We start from the raw sequence: 16398 nt of genomic DNA, 5'->3' as shown, positions 1-16398 counted from the left end.
GGAACCGCCCCCGGACCCACCCACCCTCCCGAAACCCCACCCCCACACCCAAGCCCCGCGCAGCGGCCCTCACACCACAGGCGGCGACGCACCCCCCGCCAACGCCACCGCCGCCAAAGCCCGCAACGCACAAGCCACCTGCCCCAACGGCAACGTCGCATCGTCCGCGAAGAGCTCGACCAACCAGCCCCCCGCCGCGTTCTGCCCGCCCGCCGCGACCATCCCGCGGTACCCGGAGACCACGAGCATCGCCTCCTCCGCCGGATCGTTCCCCGCCGCCCCCGCGCGGAGCGCGAACGCCCCGCCGCGAACGGCCCGCCGGGTCATCGGGTAGTGACGGAGGTCGAACACCGCGTCGGGCGCCTCGATCTGGGCCCGCTGGGTCTCGGCCCGGGTGCTGCTGGGCCCGCTGGTCATCCGGTAGACGGCGTGCTGGGCGGTGCGCATCAGCTGGGAGCCGGGCGGCACGTACGAGACCCACCAGCCGACCGCGTCGAGCAGCCGGGCGGAGGTCTCGGCGACGACGGCCAGCTTGGCGAGGGTGTCGGCCGGGTGGACGGCCCGGGCGGCCGCGGCCTGGTCGAGGGCGGAGAGGACCGCGGTGAGCAGCTGTCCGGGGTCGGCGCTGTGGGCGGCGCCGCGGAACCGCCGCCGGTCGGCGGTGCCGGCCCGGCCGCCGGGCCCGCGGCGTCCGTCGGCGCGGTGGTGGGGGTCGGCGGCGTCGGCGAGCAGCACGGTGGGGTCGGGCGAGAAGCCGGGGCCGTGGCTGCGCCCGGCCACGACGGGGTGGGCGGCGCGGGCGGCCTTGGCCCGGTACTGGGCGGCGTCGGCGAGCCGGAAGAGCCGGTCGGGGGTGGTGACCGGTCCGATGGAGTCCCCGGTGGAGGCGACGCCGCAGGCGACCCCCTCGCCCTCGGCGAGGGCGAGGGCCCGGGCACAGAGCTCCTCGGCGACGGCGACCACCTCGTCGGCCTTCTGTCCTTCGGCGAGCAGGCAGAACTCGTCCCCGCCGAGCCGGGCGGCCAGGCTGCCGGGCAGTTTGGCGGCGGCCAGCGAGAGCTGGTGGGCGAAGCGTTCGAGCAGCCGGTCGCCCATCTCGTGGCCGAGCTGGTCGTTGACCCGTTTGAGTCCGTTGACGTCGCAGACCACCAGCGAGACCACGGTGTTGTCCCGGTTGTGGGCCTCCAGCGCGCTCTCCAGCCGGGCGTCGACGGCCCGCCGGTTGGCGAGGCCGGTGAGCGGGTCGGAGAAGGCGAGTCTGCGCAGGTCGGCGAGGCGTTCGGTCTGGGCGAGGCCGGCCGAGATCTGGGCGGCGAGCAGGGTCGCGTAGTCGGCGTCGGCCTCGGTGAAGACCGGCAGGCCGACGGACCGGGCGAGGTAGAGCTCGCCCCAGGCCTGTCCGTGCAGCACGATCGGCGCGACCACGCAGCAGGCCCGGCCGCGCCGGCGCAGCGCGGCGGCGCGCTCCTGGCAGTACGCGCCGGCGGTCGGGTGTGCGTGCCCGGCGTGCGGCTCGTCGTTCTCGGCGGTCTGCAGCCAGGCGCGCGGCAGCCGCCCGGTGGTCCAGCGTTCCTCCAGGTAGGTGACGATCTCCGGGAAGTCCGCGACCGGGTAGGACTCGTCCTGCGGCAGTTCCTCCTCGCCGGGCGCGAGCCGGCCGTGGTTGACCAGCACGCGCAGCCGGCCGGACTCGCGGTCCCAGACCGAGACGGCGGCCATGGTGGCGCCGAGCGCCTCGGTGGCCCGGGCGGCGGCGGCCCGGACGGCCTCCAGCGGGGTGAGCGCCCCGGCCATGTCCTGGGCGAGTTCGACCACCGACTGGAGCCGCAGGTCGGGCAGCGGGTCGGCGCGGTGCGGGCCCTCGCAGTCGCAGCCGCGGTCCGTCATGATCGCCTCACTGCTCACCGGCTCGCCTCGCTCCCTGTGCTCGGTCCTCCCGGACCCCCACCGGTCGGCCGCACCCGTGGCCGCTTGCACCAAGACTAGGGCGATTTCGTTCGGTTTTGCCCCGTTTGCCCGGATGGAACCGCAGCAGGCGGTACGACCTTCAACCGTTCGGCCACCGAAACACCACCGACCGGCCCCATCGAACGCCCCGACCGGCCCACTCCCACCGGTGCGACCGCTCCGACCGGTCCGGCTACTCCGACCGGTCCGGCTACTCCGCCTTCATCCGCCGCGACAGCAGCCACGGCTCCACCAGCCCCAGCCCCCGCACCGGCCGCCGCCACATCGGCTGGAGGTGGAACCGCGCCCCCGCGTCCGGCCCCGGCACCGGCAGCCCGGAGGCGGGCATCCCGGCCGCCACCGACAGCGCCTCGGCCAGGCCCGGCCCCTCAGAGTCGGCGGGGGCGACGCTGCCGTTCTGCTCCAGGGCGGCGGCGAACTCGCCGTCGATGAGCACCGCGTCCTTGGGGGCGATGGAGGTGAGCCGGCTGGCCAGGTTCACGGTGGTGCCGAAGACGTCGCCCATCCGCTGGGTGACCGTCCCGAAGGCCATGCCGACCCGCAGCGCCGGGATGGTCTCGTCCTCGGCGAGGGCGTCGATCAGGCTGAGCGCGATCTCGGCGGCGGTGGCCGGGTCCTCGGAGACGTAGAGGATCTCGTCGCCCAGGGTCTTGATCACCCGGCCGCCCTGCCCGGCGATCAGGTCGGAACAGGTGTTCTCGAAGGTCTCGACGAGTTCGCCGAGTTCCTCCTCCTCCAGCCGCCGGGACAACCGGGTGAAGCCGACCAGGTCCGCGAAGCCCACCGCGAGCCGGCCGCTGGTGATCTCGTTGTCCTCGGCGGCCTGCACCACCCGGCCGGTGACGGCGGCCAGTTGGCGCCGCCAGACGTACACCAGGAACTGCTCCAGTTCCGGCAGCAGCAGTTCGACCAGCGGGTACGCGACGTCGGCGCGGGTCAGTCCGGGCTCGACGGCCTGGGTGAGGTTCTCCAGGAAGGTGTCCATCTGCCAACCGGCCAGCCGGGCCGTGGTCTGGCCGGTGGAGCGGGCCACCTGGATCGCCATCGACTCGCTGAGCAGCCCGGACTCGACCAGTCCGGCGAGGCGCCGCAGCGCGATCACGTCGCCGTCGGTGAGGGCCCGGGACTGGCCGATGTCGGGGAAGCCCATGGCCCGCCAGAAGCGGGTGGCCAGCTCCATCGGGACGTCGGCGGCACGCGCGGCCTGGTACGGGGTGTAGCGGCGTGGTGCGTCCAGGATCAGGCGTTCCAGTTCGAGCGCGACCGTGGGGTCGTGGCTGCCCGCCGTCCCGCCGTTGCCGTCCTCTGCCACCGGTCCGTCCCCGTGCGGTCGCCGCACTCGCCTCGTGTCCTACCCGTCCGGGCACGCCGTCCGCCACCCGGGCGGACAGTGGCGCGCCTCACACCGCTGCCAGGTGGAATGTTCGCACGGAATCGCGTGATCCGGGGCATCCGCCCGAGTCAAGGAGAGGTGAAGACTGCCGCTCAGCGCGGCTCGGGGCGCGGTTCGGGGCGGACGTGGACCACGTCCCCCGCGCCGACCGCCCGGCGTGCGCCGTCCGCGGTGCGGACCACCAGGCGGCCGTCCCCGTCGATCGCGACCGCCTCGCCGACCAGCTCGTGGTCGCCCGGCAGGTGCACCTTGACCTGCCGGCCGAGGGTGCTGCAGCGGTCCGCGTACGCCCGCAGCAGGTCGCTGGCGTGCGGGTCCCCGGCGGCGGCCGTCCACTCCCGGTAGAGCCCGGCGAACTCGCGCAGCAGGGCGCGCAGCAGGACCGAGCGGTCGGTGGTGGCGGCTCCGGCCAGCGCCAGCGAGGCGGCGGTGGGGACGGGCAGCTCCGCGGTGCGCAGCGAGACGTTGAGGCCCATCCCGACCACCACCGCGCCGCCGCTCAGCTCGGTGAGGATGCCGCCGAGCTTGCGCTCCGCGCCGTCGATCCCGGTCTGGAGGTCGTTGGGCCACTTCAACCCGACCTCGACCCCGGCCACCCGGTCCAGGGCGCTGGCGGCGGCCACCCCGACCAGGATCGGCAGCCAGCCGTACCGCTCGACCGGTACCTCCTCCGGGCGCAGCAGGAAGGACAGGAACAGTCCGGAGCGGGCCGGGGCGGTCCACTGCCGGTCCAGCCGCCCGCGCGCGGCGCTCTGCGCCTCGGCGACCAGCACCGCGCCCTGCGGGGCGCCCGCGCGGGCCCGCTCGGCGAGGTCGCTGTTGGTCGAGCCGGTCTCGGTGACGACGTCCAGCGAGGTCCACAGCCCACCCGGGACGACCAGGTCGCGGCGCAGCACCTCCTGGTCCAGCGGCGGCCGGTCCAGGTCGGTCCAGGGGGACGGTCCGGTGCGGCCGAAGCCGCGCAGTCCGCTGCGGCGGGGGGTCTCGGGTGCGGTCATGGTGGCCACCCTAGGACGTGCACCGGCCCGCGGCAGGACGGGCCGCAGAGGCGCAGTCCGCCCCATCGTCCCGCAGAACGCTCGTTGACACACTGTGTCGATGGCCATAACGCCAGGACGTGCCGCATCGCCCTGCGCGCTGGTTACGCTACGCAGCGGTAGTTCGCAGCGCCGCCCTGCCCTCGTGCGCGAGCCCCCGATCCCGGCCCGCGCGATCGAACAGGTCGCGGCCCATGATCAGGGAGAGCCACCGGATGACCGAGGCGCCGTACGACCCCCACACCACCGCCGGGAAACTGGCCGACCTGCGGCGCAGGCTGGACGAGGCGGTGCACTCCGGCTCGTCCAAGGCCGTGGAGAAGCAGCACGCCAAGGGCAAGCAGACGGCCCGGGAGCGGGTCCTGGAGCTGCTCGACGAGGACTCCTTCGTCGAGTTCGACGAGTTCGCCCGGCACCGCTCGACCAACTTCGGCCAGGAGAAGAACCGCCCGTACGGCGACGGCGTGGTGACCGGCTACGGCACCGTCGACGGCCGCCAGGTCGCCGTCTTCGCCCAGGACTTCACCGTCTTCGGCGGTTCGCTCGGCGAGGTCTTCGGCGAGAAGATCGTCAAGGTGATGGACTTCGCGCTGAAGACCGGCTGCCCGGTCATCGGCATCAACGACTCCGGCGGCGCCCGGATCCAGGAGGGCGTGGTCTCGCTCGGCCTGTACGGCGAGATCTTCCGCCGCAACGTGCACGCCTCCGGCGTCATCCCGCAGATCTCGCTGATCATGGGCCCCTGCGCCGGCGGCGCGGTCTACTCCCCCGCGATCACCGACTTCGTGGTGATGGCCGACCAGACCTCGCACATGTTCATCACCGGCCCGGACGTCATCAAGACGGTGACCGGCGAGGACGTCGGCATGGAGGAGCTGGGCGGCGCCCGCACCCACAACACCAAGTCCGGCAACGCCCACTACCTGGCCTCGGACGAGAAGGAGGCGATCGAGTACGTCAAGAACCTGCTGTCGTACCTGCCCTCCAACAACCTGAGCGACCCGCCGTCCTACCCGGAGCAGGCCGACCTCTCGGTCACCGACGAGGACCTCGAACTCGACGCCATCGTGCCGGACTCGGCGAACCAGCCGTACGACATGCGCAAGGTGATCGAGCACGTCGTCGACGACGGCGAGTTCCTGGAGACCCAGCCGCTGTACGCGGGCAACATCATCACCGGCTTCGGCCGGGTCGAGGGCCACCCGGTCGGCATCGTCGGCAACCAGCCGATGGACCTGGCCGGCTGCCTGGACATCAACGCCAGCGAGAAGGCCGCGCGGTTCATCCGCACCTGCGACTCCTTCAACATCCCGGTGCTGACCTTCGTGGACGTGCCCGGCTTCCTGCCCGGCACCGAGCAGGAGTGGGACGGCATCATCCGCCGCGGCGCCAAGCTGATCTACGCCTACGCCGAGGCGACCGTCCCGCTGATCACCGTGATCACCCGCAAGGCCTTCGGCGGCGCGTACGACGTCATGGGCTCCAAGCACCTGGGCGCCGACCTCAACCTGGCCTGGCCGACCGCGCAGATCGCGGTGATGGGCGCCCAGGGCGCGGTCAACATCCTGCACCGCCGGGAGATCGCCGAGGCCGCGGCCACCGGCACCGTCGAGGAGAAGCGGGCCGAGCTGATCGCCTCGTACGAGGACACCCTGCTGAACCCGTACCTGGCCGCCGAGCGCGGCTACGTCGACGCGGTGATCGCCCCGAGCGAGACCCGCCGGCACATCGTCCGGGGCCTGCGGGCGCTGCGCGGCAAGCGCGAGGTGCTGCCGCCCAAGAAGCACGGCAACATCCCCCTGTAGGCACCACCCCTCTCGGGAGAGAACCAGCCATGTCCCCGATCCACGTGCTGCACGGGCAGCCGACCCCCGAGGAGCTCGCCACCGTCCTGGCGGTGGTCCAGGCCCGGGCCGCCGCCGCGCAGGCCGCCGCGGAGGCGGCGCGCCTGGCCGGTGTCGGCCCGGCCTCCCCCTGGAACGACCGCTCCCGGCTGCTCCGCCCCGCCGTCCACCCGGGCGTCAACGCCTGGCGCACCTCGGGCTGGGCGCACTGAGTTGACCACGCGGAGCAGGAAGTCGGCCGGACCGACTTCCTGCTCCCCGACTCGCCCGGTCGCTCGCCCGCTTTGCCCGAAACCTGAGTACGGATACTCAGGCGGCCGGGCCCACCCGCACCGCACTCTGGACGGGTGCTCTGGTCAGACCCCGAGGACGGGCCCTCGCCCGAGGCCCGTCGCATGCAGGAGCGGATGCAGCGGGCCGGCAAGGTGCTCGCCGCGATCGTGCTGGTGGGCGCCGTCCTGATCATGGTCAGCCGGTACTTCACCTGAGTCGTTCACCAGAACGGCTCAACCACCCACCCCCTACCCTGGTGGGCATGACCGACCAGCGCTCCCTCGTCCTCGCTTCCGCCTCCCCCGCCCGCCTCGGGCTGCTGCGCCAGGCGGGGCTCGACCCCCGCGTGGTGGTCAGCGGCGTCGACGAGGACGCGATCACCGCCGCCACCCCCGGCGAGCTCGCCCTCGTCCTGGCCGAGGCCAAGGCGAAGGCCGTCGCCGCCGAACTGACCGGCGGCGAGCTGGTGATCGGCTGCGACTCCGTCCTGGAACTGGACGGCCTGGCCCTCGGCAAGCCGGCCGACGCCACCGAGGCGCTGGCCCGCTGGCAGTCCATGCGCGGCCGCGCCGGGGTGCTGCGCACCGGCCACTGCGTGATCGACACCGCGACCGGCCGGCAGTCCTCGGCGACCGCCTCCACCACCGTCCGCTTCGGCACCCCGGACGACGCGGAGGTGGCCGCCTACGTCGCCTCCGGCGAACCGCTGCACGTGGCCGGGGCGTTCACCCTGGACGGCCGCTCGGCGCCGTTCGTCGACGGCATCGACGGCGACCCGGGCAACGTCATCGGCCTGTCCCTGCCGCTGCTGCGCCGGCTGCTCGCCGACCTGGACGTCCGCATCACCGATCTGTGGGCCAACTGACCTGCCAGTCCGCCTGCTTGTGCCTCTAAGCTGACCGGCGTCCGAACGGGGAGGGGAACGCGGGCGATGACCGACAACGTGCTCAACGTGGTGCTCGGCCTGGTGGCCAGCGCCATCAGCGCCGGGCTCGGCTGGCTGGCCCAGGCCCTGCGGCGGCGCCGGAAGGTCGAGCGGGTACGGGAGTTCTTCGGGCTCCCGTCCGGCAGCGACTGCCTGATCGTGGTGCCCCGCAGCGTCGGGACGGGCTCGCACGCCAACACCGTGACCCGCCGGGACGCCTACGCCCTGATGTGGCTGGCCGGGCTGGTCGAGGAGTGCGGCGCCCGGCCCGAACTGGTCGCCCACGACGCCGCGCACCGCGGCCTGGGCGCCAAGACCGAGCTGTGCCTGGGCGGTCCGGTCAGCAACGAGCGGATGGCCGCCCACCTGGCCTGGGGCCTGCCGGGCGTGCTGGTCACCTCCGGTCCGGGCCCGGGCAGCAACGTGATCGTGGTCGGCGACCGGGACTTCACCGTCGAAGCCGACCGGACCCACGTCCTACTGGCCCGGATCGCCACCCCGGAGGGCGGCCGCCCGGTGTTCCTGATCTCCGGCCAGACCGGCACGGCCAACCAGGCGGGCGTGCGCTACCTGGTCGCGCACCACCGCGAACTGGCCCGCGAGCACGGCCGGAACGGCACCTTCGCCCTCGTCCTGCGGGTGGTCAACCCGGACGCGTACGGGCCGGACATGGTCGAGCCGGTCGCCGACGTGACGGCCGAGGCGCTCCGTCGCCCCACCGCCGCGGCACCGGCCGGAAGCACCGCGGCATGAGCGGGCCGCGGAAGGTGTGTCCCATCCCACCGACCCGCCACGCCGCCCCGCGGTCACCCACCGTCGACCACCCCCGTGCGAGCACACCTGCCACCACCTGCGCAGTCGTTCTCAACCCCGTCCCGGCGGCGGGGAATCCCATCACCGAGCGTGTGGGATAGTTCACAACCCGGGGCTACTCGCCGGTACCGCCCAGGAATCCATAAACTCATCGAGGTTCAAGAAGGGAGCCACAGTGCGCAAGGTGCTCATCGCCAACCGCGGGGAAATCGCCGTCCGCGTCGCCAGGGCCTGCTCGGACGCCGGTATCGCCAGCGTCGCCGTCTACGCCGAGCCGGACCGGGATGCGCTGCACGTCCGCGCGGCCGACGAGGCTTACGCGCTGGGCGGTGACACCCCCGGCACCAGTTACCTGGACATCGCCAAGGTCCTCAAGGCCGCCGAGGACTCCGGCGCCGACGCCGTCCACCCCGGCTACGGGTTCCTGTCGGAGAACGCCGAGTTCGCCCAGGCCGTCCTCGACGCGGGCCTGACCTGGATCGGCCCGCCGCCGCAGGCCATCCGCGACCTCGGTGACAAGGTCACCGCCCGTCACGTCGCCCAGCGCGCCGGCGCCCCGCTGGTGGCCGGCACTCCGGACCCGGTCTCGGGTGCCGACGAGGTCGTCGCGTTCGCCCGGGAGCACGGCCTGCCGGTCGCCATCAAGGCGGCCTTCGGCGGCGGCGGCCGCGGCCTCAAGGTCGCCCGCAACCTGGAGGAGATCCCGGAGCTGTACGAGTCCGCGGTGCGCGAGGCGGTCGCCGCCTTCGGTCGCGGCGAGTGCTTCGTGGAGCGCTACCTGGACAACCCGCGGCACGTGGAGACCCAGTGCCTCGCGGACAAGCACGGCAACGTGGTGGTCGTCTCCACCCGTGACTGCTCGCTGCAGCGCCGGCACCAGAAGCTGGTCGAGGAGGCGCCCGCGCCGTTCCTGACCGAGGCCCAGAACGCCGAGCTGTACCGCGCCTCCAAGGCCATCCTCAAGGAGGCCGGCTACGAGGGCGCCGGGACCTGCGAGTTCCTGGTCGCGCTGGACGGCACGATCTCCTTCCTGGAGGTCAACACCCGTCTGCAGGTGGAGCACCCGGTCACCGAGGAGGTCACCGGGATCGACCTGGTCCGCGAGATGTTCCGGATCGCCGACGGCGAGGAGCTCGGCTACGGCGACCCGGAGGTGCGCGGTCACTCCTTCGAGTTCCGCATCAACGGCGAGGACCCGGGCCGCAACTTCCTGCCCGCGCCCGGCACCGTGACGCTGTTCGCCCCGCCGTCCGGCCCGGGCGTGCGCCTGGACTCCGGCGTGGAGTCCGGCTCGGTCATCGGCCCGGCCTGGGACTCGCTGCTGGCCAAGCTGGTCGTCTCCGGCCGGGACCGCAAGCAGGCCCTGGAGCGGGCCAGGCGCGCGCTGAACGAGTTCAAGGTCGAGGGCATGGCCACCGCCATCCCGTTCCACCAGGCGGTCGTCACCGACCCGGCGTTCGCGCCGGAGGTGCACGGCGGCGAGGGCCCGTTCACGATCTACACCCGCTGGATCGAGACCGAGTTCGAGAACACCATCCCGGCCTTCACCGGCGGCGCCGGCGAGGGCGAGGAGGCGGAGACCCGGGAGACCGTGGTCGTCGAGGTCGGCGGCAAGCGGATCGAGGTCTCGCTGCCGTCCTCGCTGGGCGTCGCGGCGGCCCCGGCCGCCGGTGCGACCGGTGCCGCCAAGGCCAAGCGCCGGGTGGGCGCCAAGAAGGCCGGCTCGTCCGTCAGCGGTGACACCCTGGCCTCGCCGATGCAGGGCACCATCGTCAAGGTCGCCGTCGAGGAGGGCCAGGTCGTCGCCGAGGGCGAGCTGATCGTGGTCCTGGAGGCGATGAAGATGGAGCAGCCGCTGAACGCCCACAAGGCGGGCACCGTGGTCGGCCTCAAGGCCGAGGTCGGCGCGAGCGTCAGCAGCGGCGCCGCGCTCTGCGAGATCAAGGACTGACGACGGGTTCGTCAGTCTTCGACCGGTCCGTACTCCCTTCGGGGGTGCGGACCGGTCGCGTTTACTCGCCCGCCCGCCTCCGGGGCGGGTAGGCCCGCGCGACGGCACGGCCGGGCTCAGCGCCCGCGCGGCAGGCCCATCTCGGCCAGCCGGACCGGCAGCCCGCCGGGGCCGACCGGGCCGCCGCCGTGCGCCCCGGGGCGGCGCTGGCCGGGCAGCGGGGCGCCGCCGGGCGGCGGGACCGGACGGCGGCCCAGCGGGCCCGGCTGGGTCTGGTGGACCGGGCCGCTGCCGGTGCCGTGCACGGGGGCGTCGCCGCTCGGCGCGGCCCCGAGCGGCGCCAGGTCGATCTGCACCCCGCAGTCGGCGAGCGCGTCCAGTTCGCGGGCGCAGGCGTCGTCGGCGGTGGCCTGCTCGTCGGTGACCAGCCGGGTGATGGTCTCGGTGGAGACGGTCTGGAACATGCCGGCCGCGCCGAGCTTGGTGTGGTCGGCGAGGACGATGACCTCGGCGGCCGCCAGCACCATGGCCCGGTCCACGCTCGCGGACAGCATGTTCGCGGTCGACAGCCCCCGCTCGGCGGTCAGCCCGCTGCCGGAGATGAAGGCCTTGGTGACCCGCAGCCCCTGCAGGGACTGCTCGGCGCCGCTGCCCACCAGGGCGTAGTTGGAGCCGCGCAAGGTCCCGCCGGTCATCACCACCTCGACCCGGTTGGCGTGCGCCAGCGCCTGGGCGACCAGCAGCGAGTTGGTGACCACCGTCAGCCCGGGCACCCGGGCCAGCCGGCGGGCCAGCTCCTGGGTGGTGGTGCCGGCGCCGACCACCACCGCGTCGCCCTCCTCCACCAGCCCGGCGGCGAGGTCCGCGATGGCGCTCTTCTCCGCCGCGGACAGGTGGGTCTTCTGCGGGTATCCGGGTTCGCGGCTGAAGCCGCCGGGGAGCACCGCGCCGCCGTGCCGGCGGTCGAGGAGCCCTTCTGCCTCCAGCGCCCGCACGTCACGGCGCACGGTCACTTCGGAGGTCTGGACGACGCGGGCCAACTCCCGGAGCGAGACCGCTCCGTTGGCGCGCACCATTTCGAGGATCAACTGGCGACGTTCTGCTGCAAACACAGAACCGACGGTAACCTGCGTGACCGTCTGCTTTCAGGCGTTTGCAGCTGGTAGCGGGAATTGCTCACGCAAGAGCGGCGCGTGACCGTACAATACGCGCCGTCAACAACCCGGAACTGCGCCCGCCGTCCGGGTGACGATCATGCCTGCGCGAAGGGCGGCCGCCGACCGGCAGCCGCCCCAACTGTGCGCCTTGAGCTCAGGATTCGCCGCCGGCCCGCTTCCGGACGTGCAGCTGCCGGGCGGCCTCGGCGGTCGAGCCGGAGACCGACGGGTAGACGGTGAAGGCGCTGGCCACCTGTTCGACCGTCAGATTGGCGTCCACCGCGAGCGCGATCGGGTGGATCAGCTCGCTGGCCCGCGGGGCGACCACGACGCCGCCGACCACGATGCCGGTGCCCGGGCGGCAGAACAGCTTCACGAAGCCGTCCCGGATGCCCTGCATCTTCGCCCGCGGGTTGCCGCGCAGCGGCAGCTTGACCACGACGGCGTCCATCTTCCCGCACTCCACGTCGGCGGCGGTGTAGCCGACGGTGGCGATCTCCGGGTCGGTGAAGACGTTGGAGGCCACGGTCTTGAGGTTCAACGGCTGCACCGCGTCGCCCAGCGCGTGGTACATCGCGATCCGGCCCTGCATCGCCGCCACCGAGGCGAGCATGAAGACGCCGGTGCAGTCGCCGGCCGCGTACACGCCCGGGGCGCTGGTGCGGGAGACCCGGTCGACCTGGATCTGGCCCCAGTCGTTGAGCTTGACCCCGGCCTCCTCCAGGCCCATCTCGGCCGTGTTGGGGATCGAGCCGACCGCCATCAGGCAGTGGGTGCCCTCGATCACCTTGCCGTCGGAGAGGGTCACCTCGACCCGGTCGCCGATCCGCTTGGCGCTCTCGGCGCGCGAACGGCTCATCACGTTCATGCCGCGGCGGCGGAAGACCTCCTCCAGCACCTCGGCGGCGTCCGGGTCCTCGCCCGGCAGCACCCGGTCGCGGCTGGACACCAGGGTGACCTTCGAGCCGAGCGCCTGGTACGCGCCGGCGAACTCGGCACCGGTCACACCGGAACCGACCACGATCAGCTCGCGGGGCAGCTCCTCCAGGTCGTACACCTGGGTCCAGGTGAGGATCCGCTCGCCGTCCGGCTCGGCGTCCGGCACCTCGCGCGGGTGGGCGCCGGTGGCGATCAGCACCGCGTCGGCGCGCAGCGACTGCACGCTGCCGTCGGGGCCGTCCACCAGCACCTCGCGGGAGCCGTCCACGGCCTGCCCGCCGGCGCCGAGCCGGCCGCGCCCGCGCAGCACGGTGACCCCGGCGCGGGTGACGGACTGGGTGATGTCGTGGGACTGCGCGATCGCCAGGCGCTTCACACGGCGGTTGACCTTGCCCAGGTCGACGCCGATGACCTTGGACTCCCGCCCCTCGGCGGCGCCCTGGTCGACGGTGATGCCCAGCTCCTCGTACGAGCTGTCGAAGGTGGTCATCACCTCCGCGGTCGCGATCAGGGTCTTCGACGGCACGCAGTCCGTGAGCACCGCCGATCCGCCCAGACCGTCGCGGTCGACGACGGTCACCTCCGCGCCGAGCTGAGAGGCCACCAGGGCCGCCTCGTAGCCGCCGGGTCCGCCACCGATGATCACGATCCGAGTCACGTACCCCATTGTCCCGCACGCCGGGAGCGGCGCCACAAGGGGGTCCGCGCTCGATCTCTTCATCCACTCGCCCCGCCCCGTGGGCCGACCGGGCTACGCTGCACCCATGCCCCTTTACGCCGCGTATGCCACCAACCTCGATGCCCGGCAGATGACCCGCCGAGCCCCGCACTCCCCGCTGCGCGGCACGGGGTGGCTGGACGGCTGGCGGCTCACCTTCGGCGGCGAGCAGCTCGGCTGGGAGGGCTCGCTGGCCACCGTCGTGGAGGACGAGAAGGACCAGGTCTTCGTCTCCCTCTACGACATCGCGCCGATGGACGAGGAGGGCCTGGACCGCTGGGAGGGCGTCCAGCTCGGCATCTACCGCAAGATCAAGCTGCGGGCGCAGACCCTGGACGGCGACATCCCGGTCTGGACGTACGTGCTCAACGACTACGAGGGCGGCCTGCCCGCGGCCCGCTACCTCGGTCTGATCGCCGACGCCGCGGAGAGCGCCGGGGCCCCGCACGACTACGTGATGGAGCTGCGCCGGCGGCCGTGCTGACCGCCGGTCCTCTTTCCGTACGAATCGACGAACCCGGTCACCCGAAAGCGCCACCGAGCTGTGTTTTCGGGCCAACCGGGTAACGATCCGGCATGCCGCGGGCGAATTTCTACGCGCGTAGCCGAAAGCCGTCTATCCTCGGACCCGTGAACGCTTCTCCTCAGTCGGTCGTCTCCGCCGACCCCTACGCCGCCGCCCAGGCCGCCGCCGAGCGCCTGCGCGAGCTGACCGGTGCCGAGCGGCACGACGTCGCCCTGGTGATGGGCTCCGGCTGGGTGCCGGCCGCCGACGCCCTGGGCGAGACCGTGGCCGAGTTCCCGGTCACCGACCTCCCGGGCTTCCCCGCCCCCGCCGTGGCCGGCCACGCCGGCAAGATCCGCTCGGTGAAGATCGGCGACAAGCGCGCCCTGATCTTCCTGGGCCGCAACCACTACTACGAGGGCCACGGCGTCGCCACCGTCGTCCACGGCGTGCGCACCGCCGCCGCGGCCGGCTGCGGGATCATCGTGCTGACCAACGGCTGTGGCGGTCTGCGCCAGGGCTGGACCCCGGGTCAGCCGGTCCTGATCAGCGACCACATCAACCTGACCGCGGACTCCCCGATCGTCGGCGCCAACTTCGTCGACCTCACCGACCTGTACTCCAAGCGCCTGCGCGCCCTGTGCCACGAGGTCGACCCGAGCCTGGACGAGGCCGTCTACGTCCAGTTCCGCGGCCCGCACTACGAGACCCCGGCCGAGGTCAACATGGCCCGGGTGATCGGCGGCGAGCTGGTCGGCATGTCCACCACGCTGGAGGCCATCGCCGCCCGCGAGGCCGGCTCCGAGGTGCTCGGCATCTCCCTGGTCACCAACCTGGCCGCCGGCATCACCGGCGAGCCGCTCAACCACGAAGAGGTCCTGGAGGCCGGCAAGGCCTCGGCCGAGCGCATGGGCGAGCTGCTGGCGAAGGTCCTGGAGCGGATCTGACGCCTGCCGGGCGCAGAATCATGAACGACGGGGCCCACGGGCGGCGTGATCCGCTGATCACGCCATCCCGGGGGCCCCGTCCGCATGTGCACACCTCTTCTACTCCCCTTTGCGTGGAACCCTCCGGCCGTCACCCGACGCACTTCCCGATGGAGCAGGCAAGAACATGACGCAGGCACCTACCACCGACCTCCTCGCCCGGGCCCGCACCTGGCTGGCCGAGGACCCCGACCCGCAGACCCGCGAGGAGCTCGCCGCCCTGCTCGCCCGGGCCGAGGGCGCGGAGGCCCAGGAGGACAACACGCTCGCCTGGGCCGAGCTCGCCGAGCGCTTCTCCGACCGCCTCCAGTTCGGCACCGCCGGGCTGCGCGGCGAGCTCGGCGCCGGCCCGATGCGGATGAACCGCGCCGTGGTGATCCGGGCCGCCGCCGGCCTGGTCGCGTACGTGAAGCAGCAGGGCCTCGGCGACCTCGTGGTGATCGGCTACGACGCCCGGCACAAGTCGTACGACTTCGCCCGGGACACCGCCGCCGTGGTGGTCGGCGCCGGTCTGCGCGCCGCGCTGCTGCCGCGCCCGCTGCCGACCCCGGTGCTCGCCTTCGCCGTCCGCCACCTGGGCGCGGCCGCCGGCGTGACCGTCACCGCCAGCCACAACCCGCCGCAGGACAACGGCTACAAGGTCTACCTGGGCGACGGCTCGCAGATCGTCCCGCCGGCCGACGCCGGGATCGCCGCCGAGATCGACGCGATCGGCTCGCTGGACGACGTCCCGCGCGCCGGGGAGGGCTGGGAGGTGCTCGGCGAGGACGTCGTCGACGCCTACCTGACCCGGGCCGTCTCGATCGTCGACGAGCACAGCCCGCGCGAGCTGGACGTGGTCTACACCCCGATGCACGGCGTCGGCCGCGACACCCTGGTCGCCGCCTTCCGCCGGGCCGGCTTCCCCGCGCCGACCGTGGTCGCCGAGCAGGCCGAGCCCGACCCGGACTTCCCGACCGTGGCCTTCCCCAACCCGGAGGAGCCGGGGGCGATGGACCTCGCCTTCCGCACCGCCGCCGCGGTCGGCCCGGACATCGTGATCGCCAACGACCCGGACGCCGACCGCTGCGCGGTGGCCGTCCCGGTCAACGGCAACGCCGTGGGCGGCGGCAACGGCACCTCCGGCTGGCGGATGCTGCGCGGCGACGAGGTCGGCGCGCTGCTGGGCTCCGCGCTGGTCGCGAAGAAGGCCGAGGGCACCTTCGCCACCACCATCGTCTCCGCCACCCTGCTCGGCCGGATCGCCGAGGCCGCCGGCCTGGGCTACGCCGAGACGCTGACCGGCTTCAAGTGGATCTCCCGTGCCGAGGGCCTGCGCTACGGCTACGAGGAGGCGCTCGGCTACTGCGTCGACCCGCAGGGCGTCCGGGACAAGGACGGCATCACCGCCGCCCTGCTGGTCGCCGAGCTGGCCGCGACGCTCAAGCGGTCCGGCCGCACGCTGACCGACCTGCTGGACGACCTGGCGCTGGAGCACGGCCTGCACGCCACCGACCAGCTGTCCGTCCGGGTGCAGGACCTCTCGCTGATCGCCGACGCCATGCGCCGGCTGCGCGAGCAGCCGCCGACCGTCCTGGCCGGACTGACCGTCACCCGCGCCGACGACCTCTCGGCCGGCTCCGCCGAGCTGCCGCCCACCGACGGCCTGCGCTACTACCTGGCCGGCGAGACCGTGCGCTCGGCCCGGATCGTGGTCCGCCCCTCCGGCACCGAGCCCAAGCTCAAGTGCTACCTGGAGGTCGTCCTCCCGGTCGGCAGCGCGGCCGACCTGGCCGCCGCCCGGGAGCGGGCCGCCGGGCTGCTCGCCGACATCAAGCGGGACCTCGGCGCCGCCGCCGGCATCTCCGCCTGACCCCGTCGCGCGTGTGCCTCCCCGCCCCGGTCCGGGG

General features: G+C 73.4%; 13 protein-coding genes and 1 pseudogene. 9 read left to right on the top strand and 5 right to left on the bottom strand.

The annotated features are described in order from the left end of the window. Window positions 1–663: 663 nt before the first annotated feature. The 3 genes and pseudogenes from ACFXPX_RS40395 to ACFXPX_RS40385 all read right to left on the bottom strand — a co-directional run. Window positions 664–1887, bottom strand: a pseudogene (locus ACFXPX_RS40395) (diguanylate cyclase domain-containing protein); the annotation flags it as partial. Window positions 1888–2158: 271 nt separating this feature from the next. Then, window positions 2159–3280 (bottom strand): adenylate/guanylate cyclase domain-containing protein, encoded by a 1122-nt coding sequence (locus ACFXPX_RS40390; protein WP_375894733.1) that lies wholly within the window; start codon window positions 3278–3280, stop codon window positions 2159–2161. Between the two features lie 173 nt (window positions 3281–3453). After that, window positions 3454–4359 (bottom strand): biotin--[acetyl-CoA-carboxylase] ligase, encoded by a 906-nt coding sequence (locus tag ACFXPX_RS40385; RefSeq protein WP_380397237.1) that lies wholly within the window; start codon window positions 4357–4359, stop codon window positions 3454–3456. Window positions 4360–4592: 233 nt separating this feature from the next. On the opposite strand from ACFXPX_RS40385, the gene ACFXPX_RS40380 reads away from it, so the two are divergent. The 6 genes from ACFXPX_RS40380 (at window position 4593) to ACFXPX_RS40355 (ending at window position 10204) form a co-directional block, all read left to right on the top strand. Beyond that, a complete protein-coding gene (locus ACFXPX_RS40380) occupies window positions 4593–6203 on the top strand; it encodes an acyl-CoA carboxylase subunit beta (RefSeq protein WP_380531324.1) in 1611 nt (536 codons plus the stop codon). Between the two features lie 29 nt (window positions 6204–6232). Continuing rightward, a complete protein-coding gene (locus tag ACFXPX_RS40375; protein WP_375894726.1) occupies window positions 6233–6454 on the top strand; it encodes an acyl-CoA carboxylase subunit epsilon in 222 nt (73 codons plus the stop codon). A gap of 135 nt (window positions 6455–6589) precedes the next feature. Next, window positions 6590–6730 (top strand): morphogenic membrane protein MmpB, encoded by a 141-nt coding sequence (gene mmpB / locus ACFXPX_RS40370; protein ID WP_375894723.1) that lies wholly within the window; start codon window positions 6590–6592, stop codon window positions 6728–6730. A 47-nt stretch (window positions 6731–6777) separates the two neighbouring features. Continuing rightward, window positions 6778–7380 carry a nucleoside triphosphate pyrophosphatase gene (locus ACFXPX_RS40365; protein ID WP_375894721.1) on the top strand — a complete coding sequence of 201 codons (603 nt, stop codon included), beginning with the start codon at window positions 6778–6780 and terminating at the stop codon, window positions 7378–7380. 66 nt (window positions 7381–7446) lie between these two features. Continuing rightward, window positions 7447–8193 carry a hypothetical protein gene (locus ACFXPX_RS40360; RefSeq protein WP_380531320.1) on the top strand — a complete coding sequence of 249 codons (747 nt, stop codon included), beginning with the start codon at window positions 7447–7449 and terminating at the stop codon, window positions 8191–8193. A 235-nt stretch (window positions 8194–8428) separates the two neighbouring features. Next, complete coding sequence (locus tag ACFXPX_RS40355; protein WP_375894716.1) at window positions 8429–10204, top strand: acetyl/propionyl/methylcrotonyl-CoA carboxylase subunit alpha; 1776 nt, start codon at window positions 8429–8431, stop codon at window positions 10202–10204. A 116-nt stretch (window positions 10205–10320) separates the two neighbouring features. Here ACFXPX_RS40355 and ACFXPX_RS40350 read toward each other — a convergent pair whose 3' ends face one another. Both ACFXPX_RS40350 and ACFXPX_RS40345 read right to left on the bottom strand, forming a co-directional pair. Next, window positions 10321–11280 (bottom strand): DeoR/GlpR family DNA-binding transcription regulator, encoded by a 960-nt coding sequence (locus tag ACFXPX_RS40350; protein WP_375894812.1) that lies wholly within the window; start codon window positions 11278–11280, stop codon window positions 10321–10323. A gap of 235 nt (window positions 11281–11515) precedes the next feature. Continuing rightward, window positions 11516–12967 carry an NAD(P)H-quinone dehydrogenase gene (locus ACFXPX_RS40345; RefSeq protein ID WP_380531313.1) on the bottom strand — a complete coding sequence of 484 codons (1452 nt, stop codon included), beginning with the start codon at window positions 12965–12967 and terminating at the stop codon, window positions 11516–11518. A 97-nt stretch (window positions 12968–13064) separates the two neighbouring features. Between ACFXPX_RS40345 and ACFXPX_RS40340 the strand changes: the two genes are divergently transcribed. The 3 genes from ACFXPX_RS40340 (at window position 13065) to ACFXPX_RS40330 (ending at window position 16361) form a co-directional block, all read left to right on the top strand. Next, window positions 13065–13502 (top strand): gamma-glutamylcyclotransferase, encoded by a 438-nt coding sequence (locus tag ACFXPX_RS40340; protein ID WP_350503464.1) that lies wholly within the window; start codon window positions 13065–13067, stop codon window positions 13500–13502. Window positions 13503–13648: 146 nt separating this feature from the next. Continuing rightward, window positions 13649–14470, top strand: a complete 822-nt coding sequence (locus ACFXPX_RS40335) for a purine-nucleoside phosphorylase (RefSeq protein WP_375894710.1) — start codon at window positions 13649–13651, stop codon at window positions 14468–14470. 166 nt (window positions 14471–14636) lie between these two features. After that, window positions 14637–16361 carry a phospho-sugar mutase gene (locus ACFXPX_RS40330; RefSeq protein ID WP_380644842.1) on the top strand — a complete coding sequence of 575 codons (1725 nt, stop codon included), beginning with the start codon at window positions 14637–14639 and terminating at the stop codon, window positions 16359–16361. Window positions 16362–16398 lie beyond the last annotated feature (37 nt).

Source organism: Kitasatospora sp. NPDC059146 (assembly GCF_042786665.1).
In the GTDB taxonomy this organism is placed as follows: Bacteria; Actinomycetota; Actinomycetes; order Streptomycetales; family Streptomycetaceae; genus Kitasatospora.
This window is presented reverse-complemented; position numbering and strand designations above follow the sequence as displayed.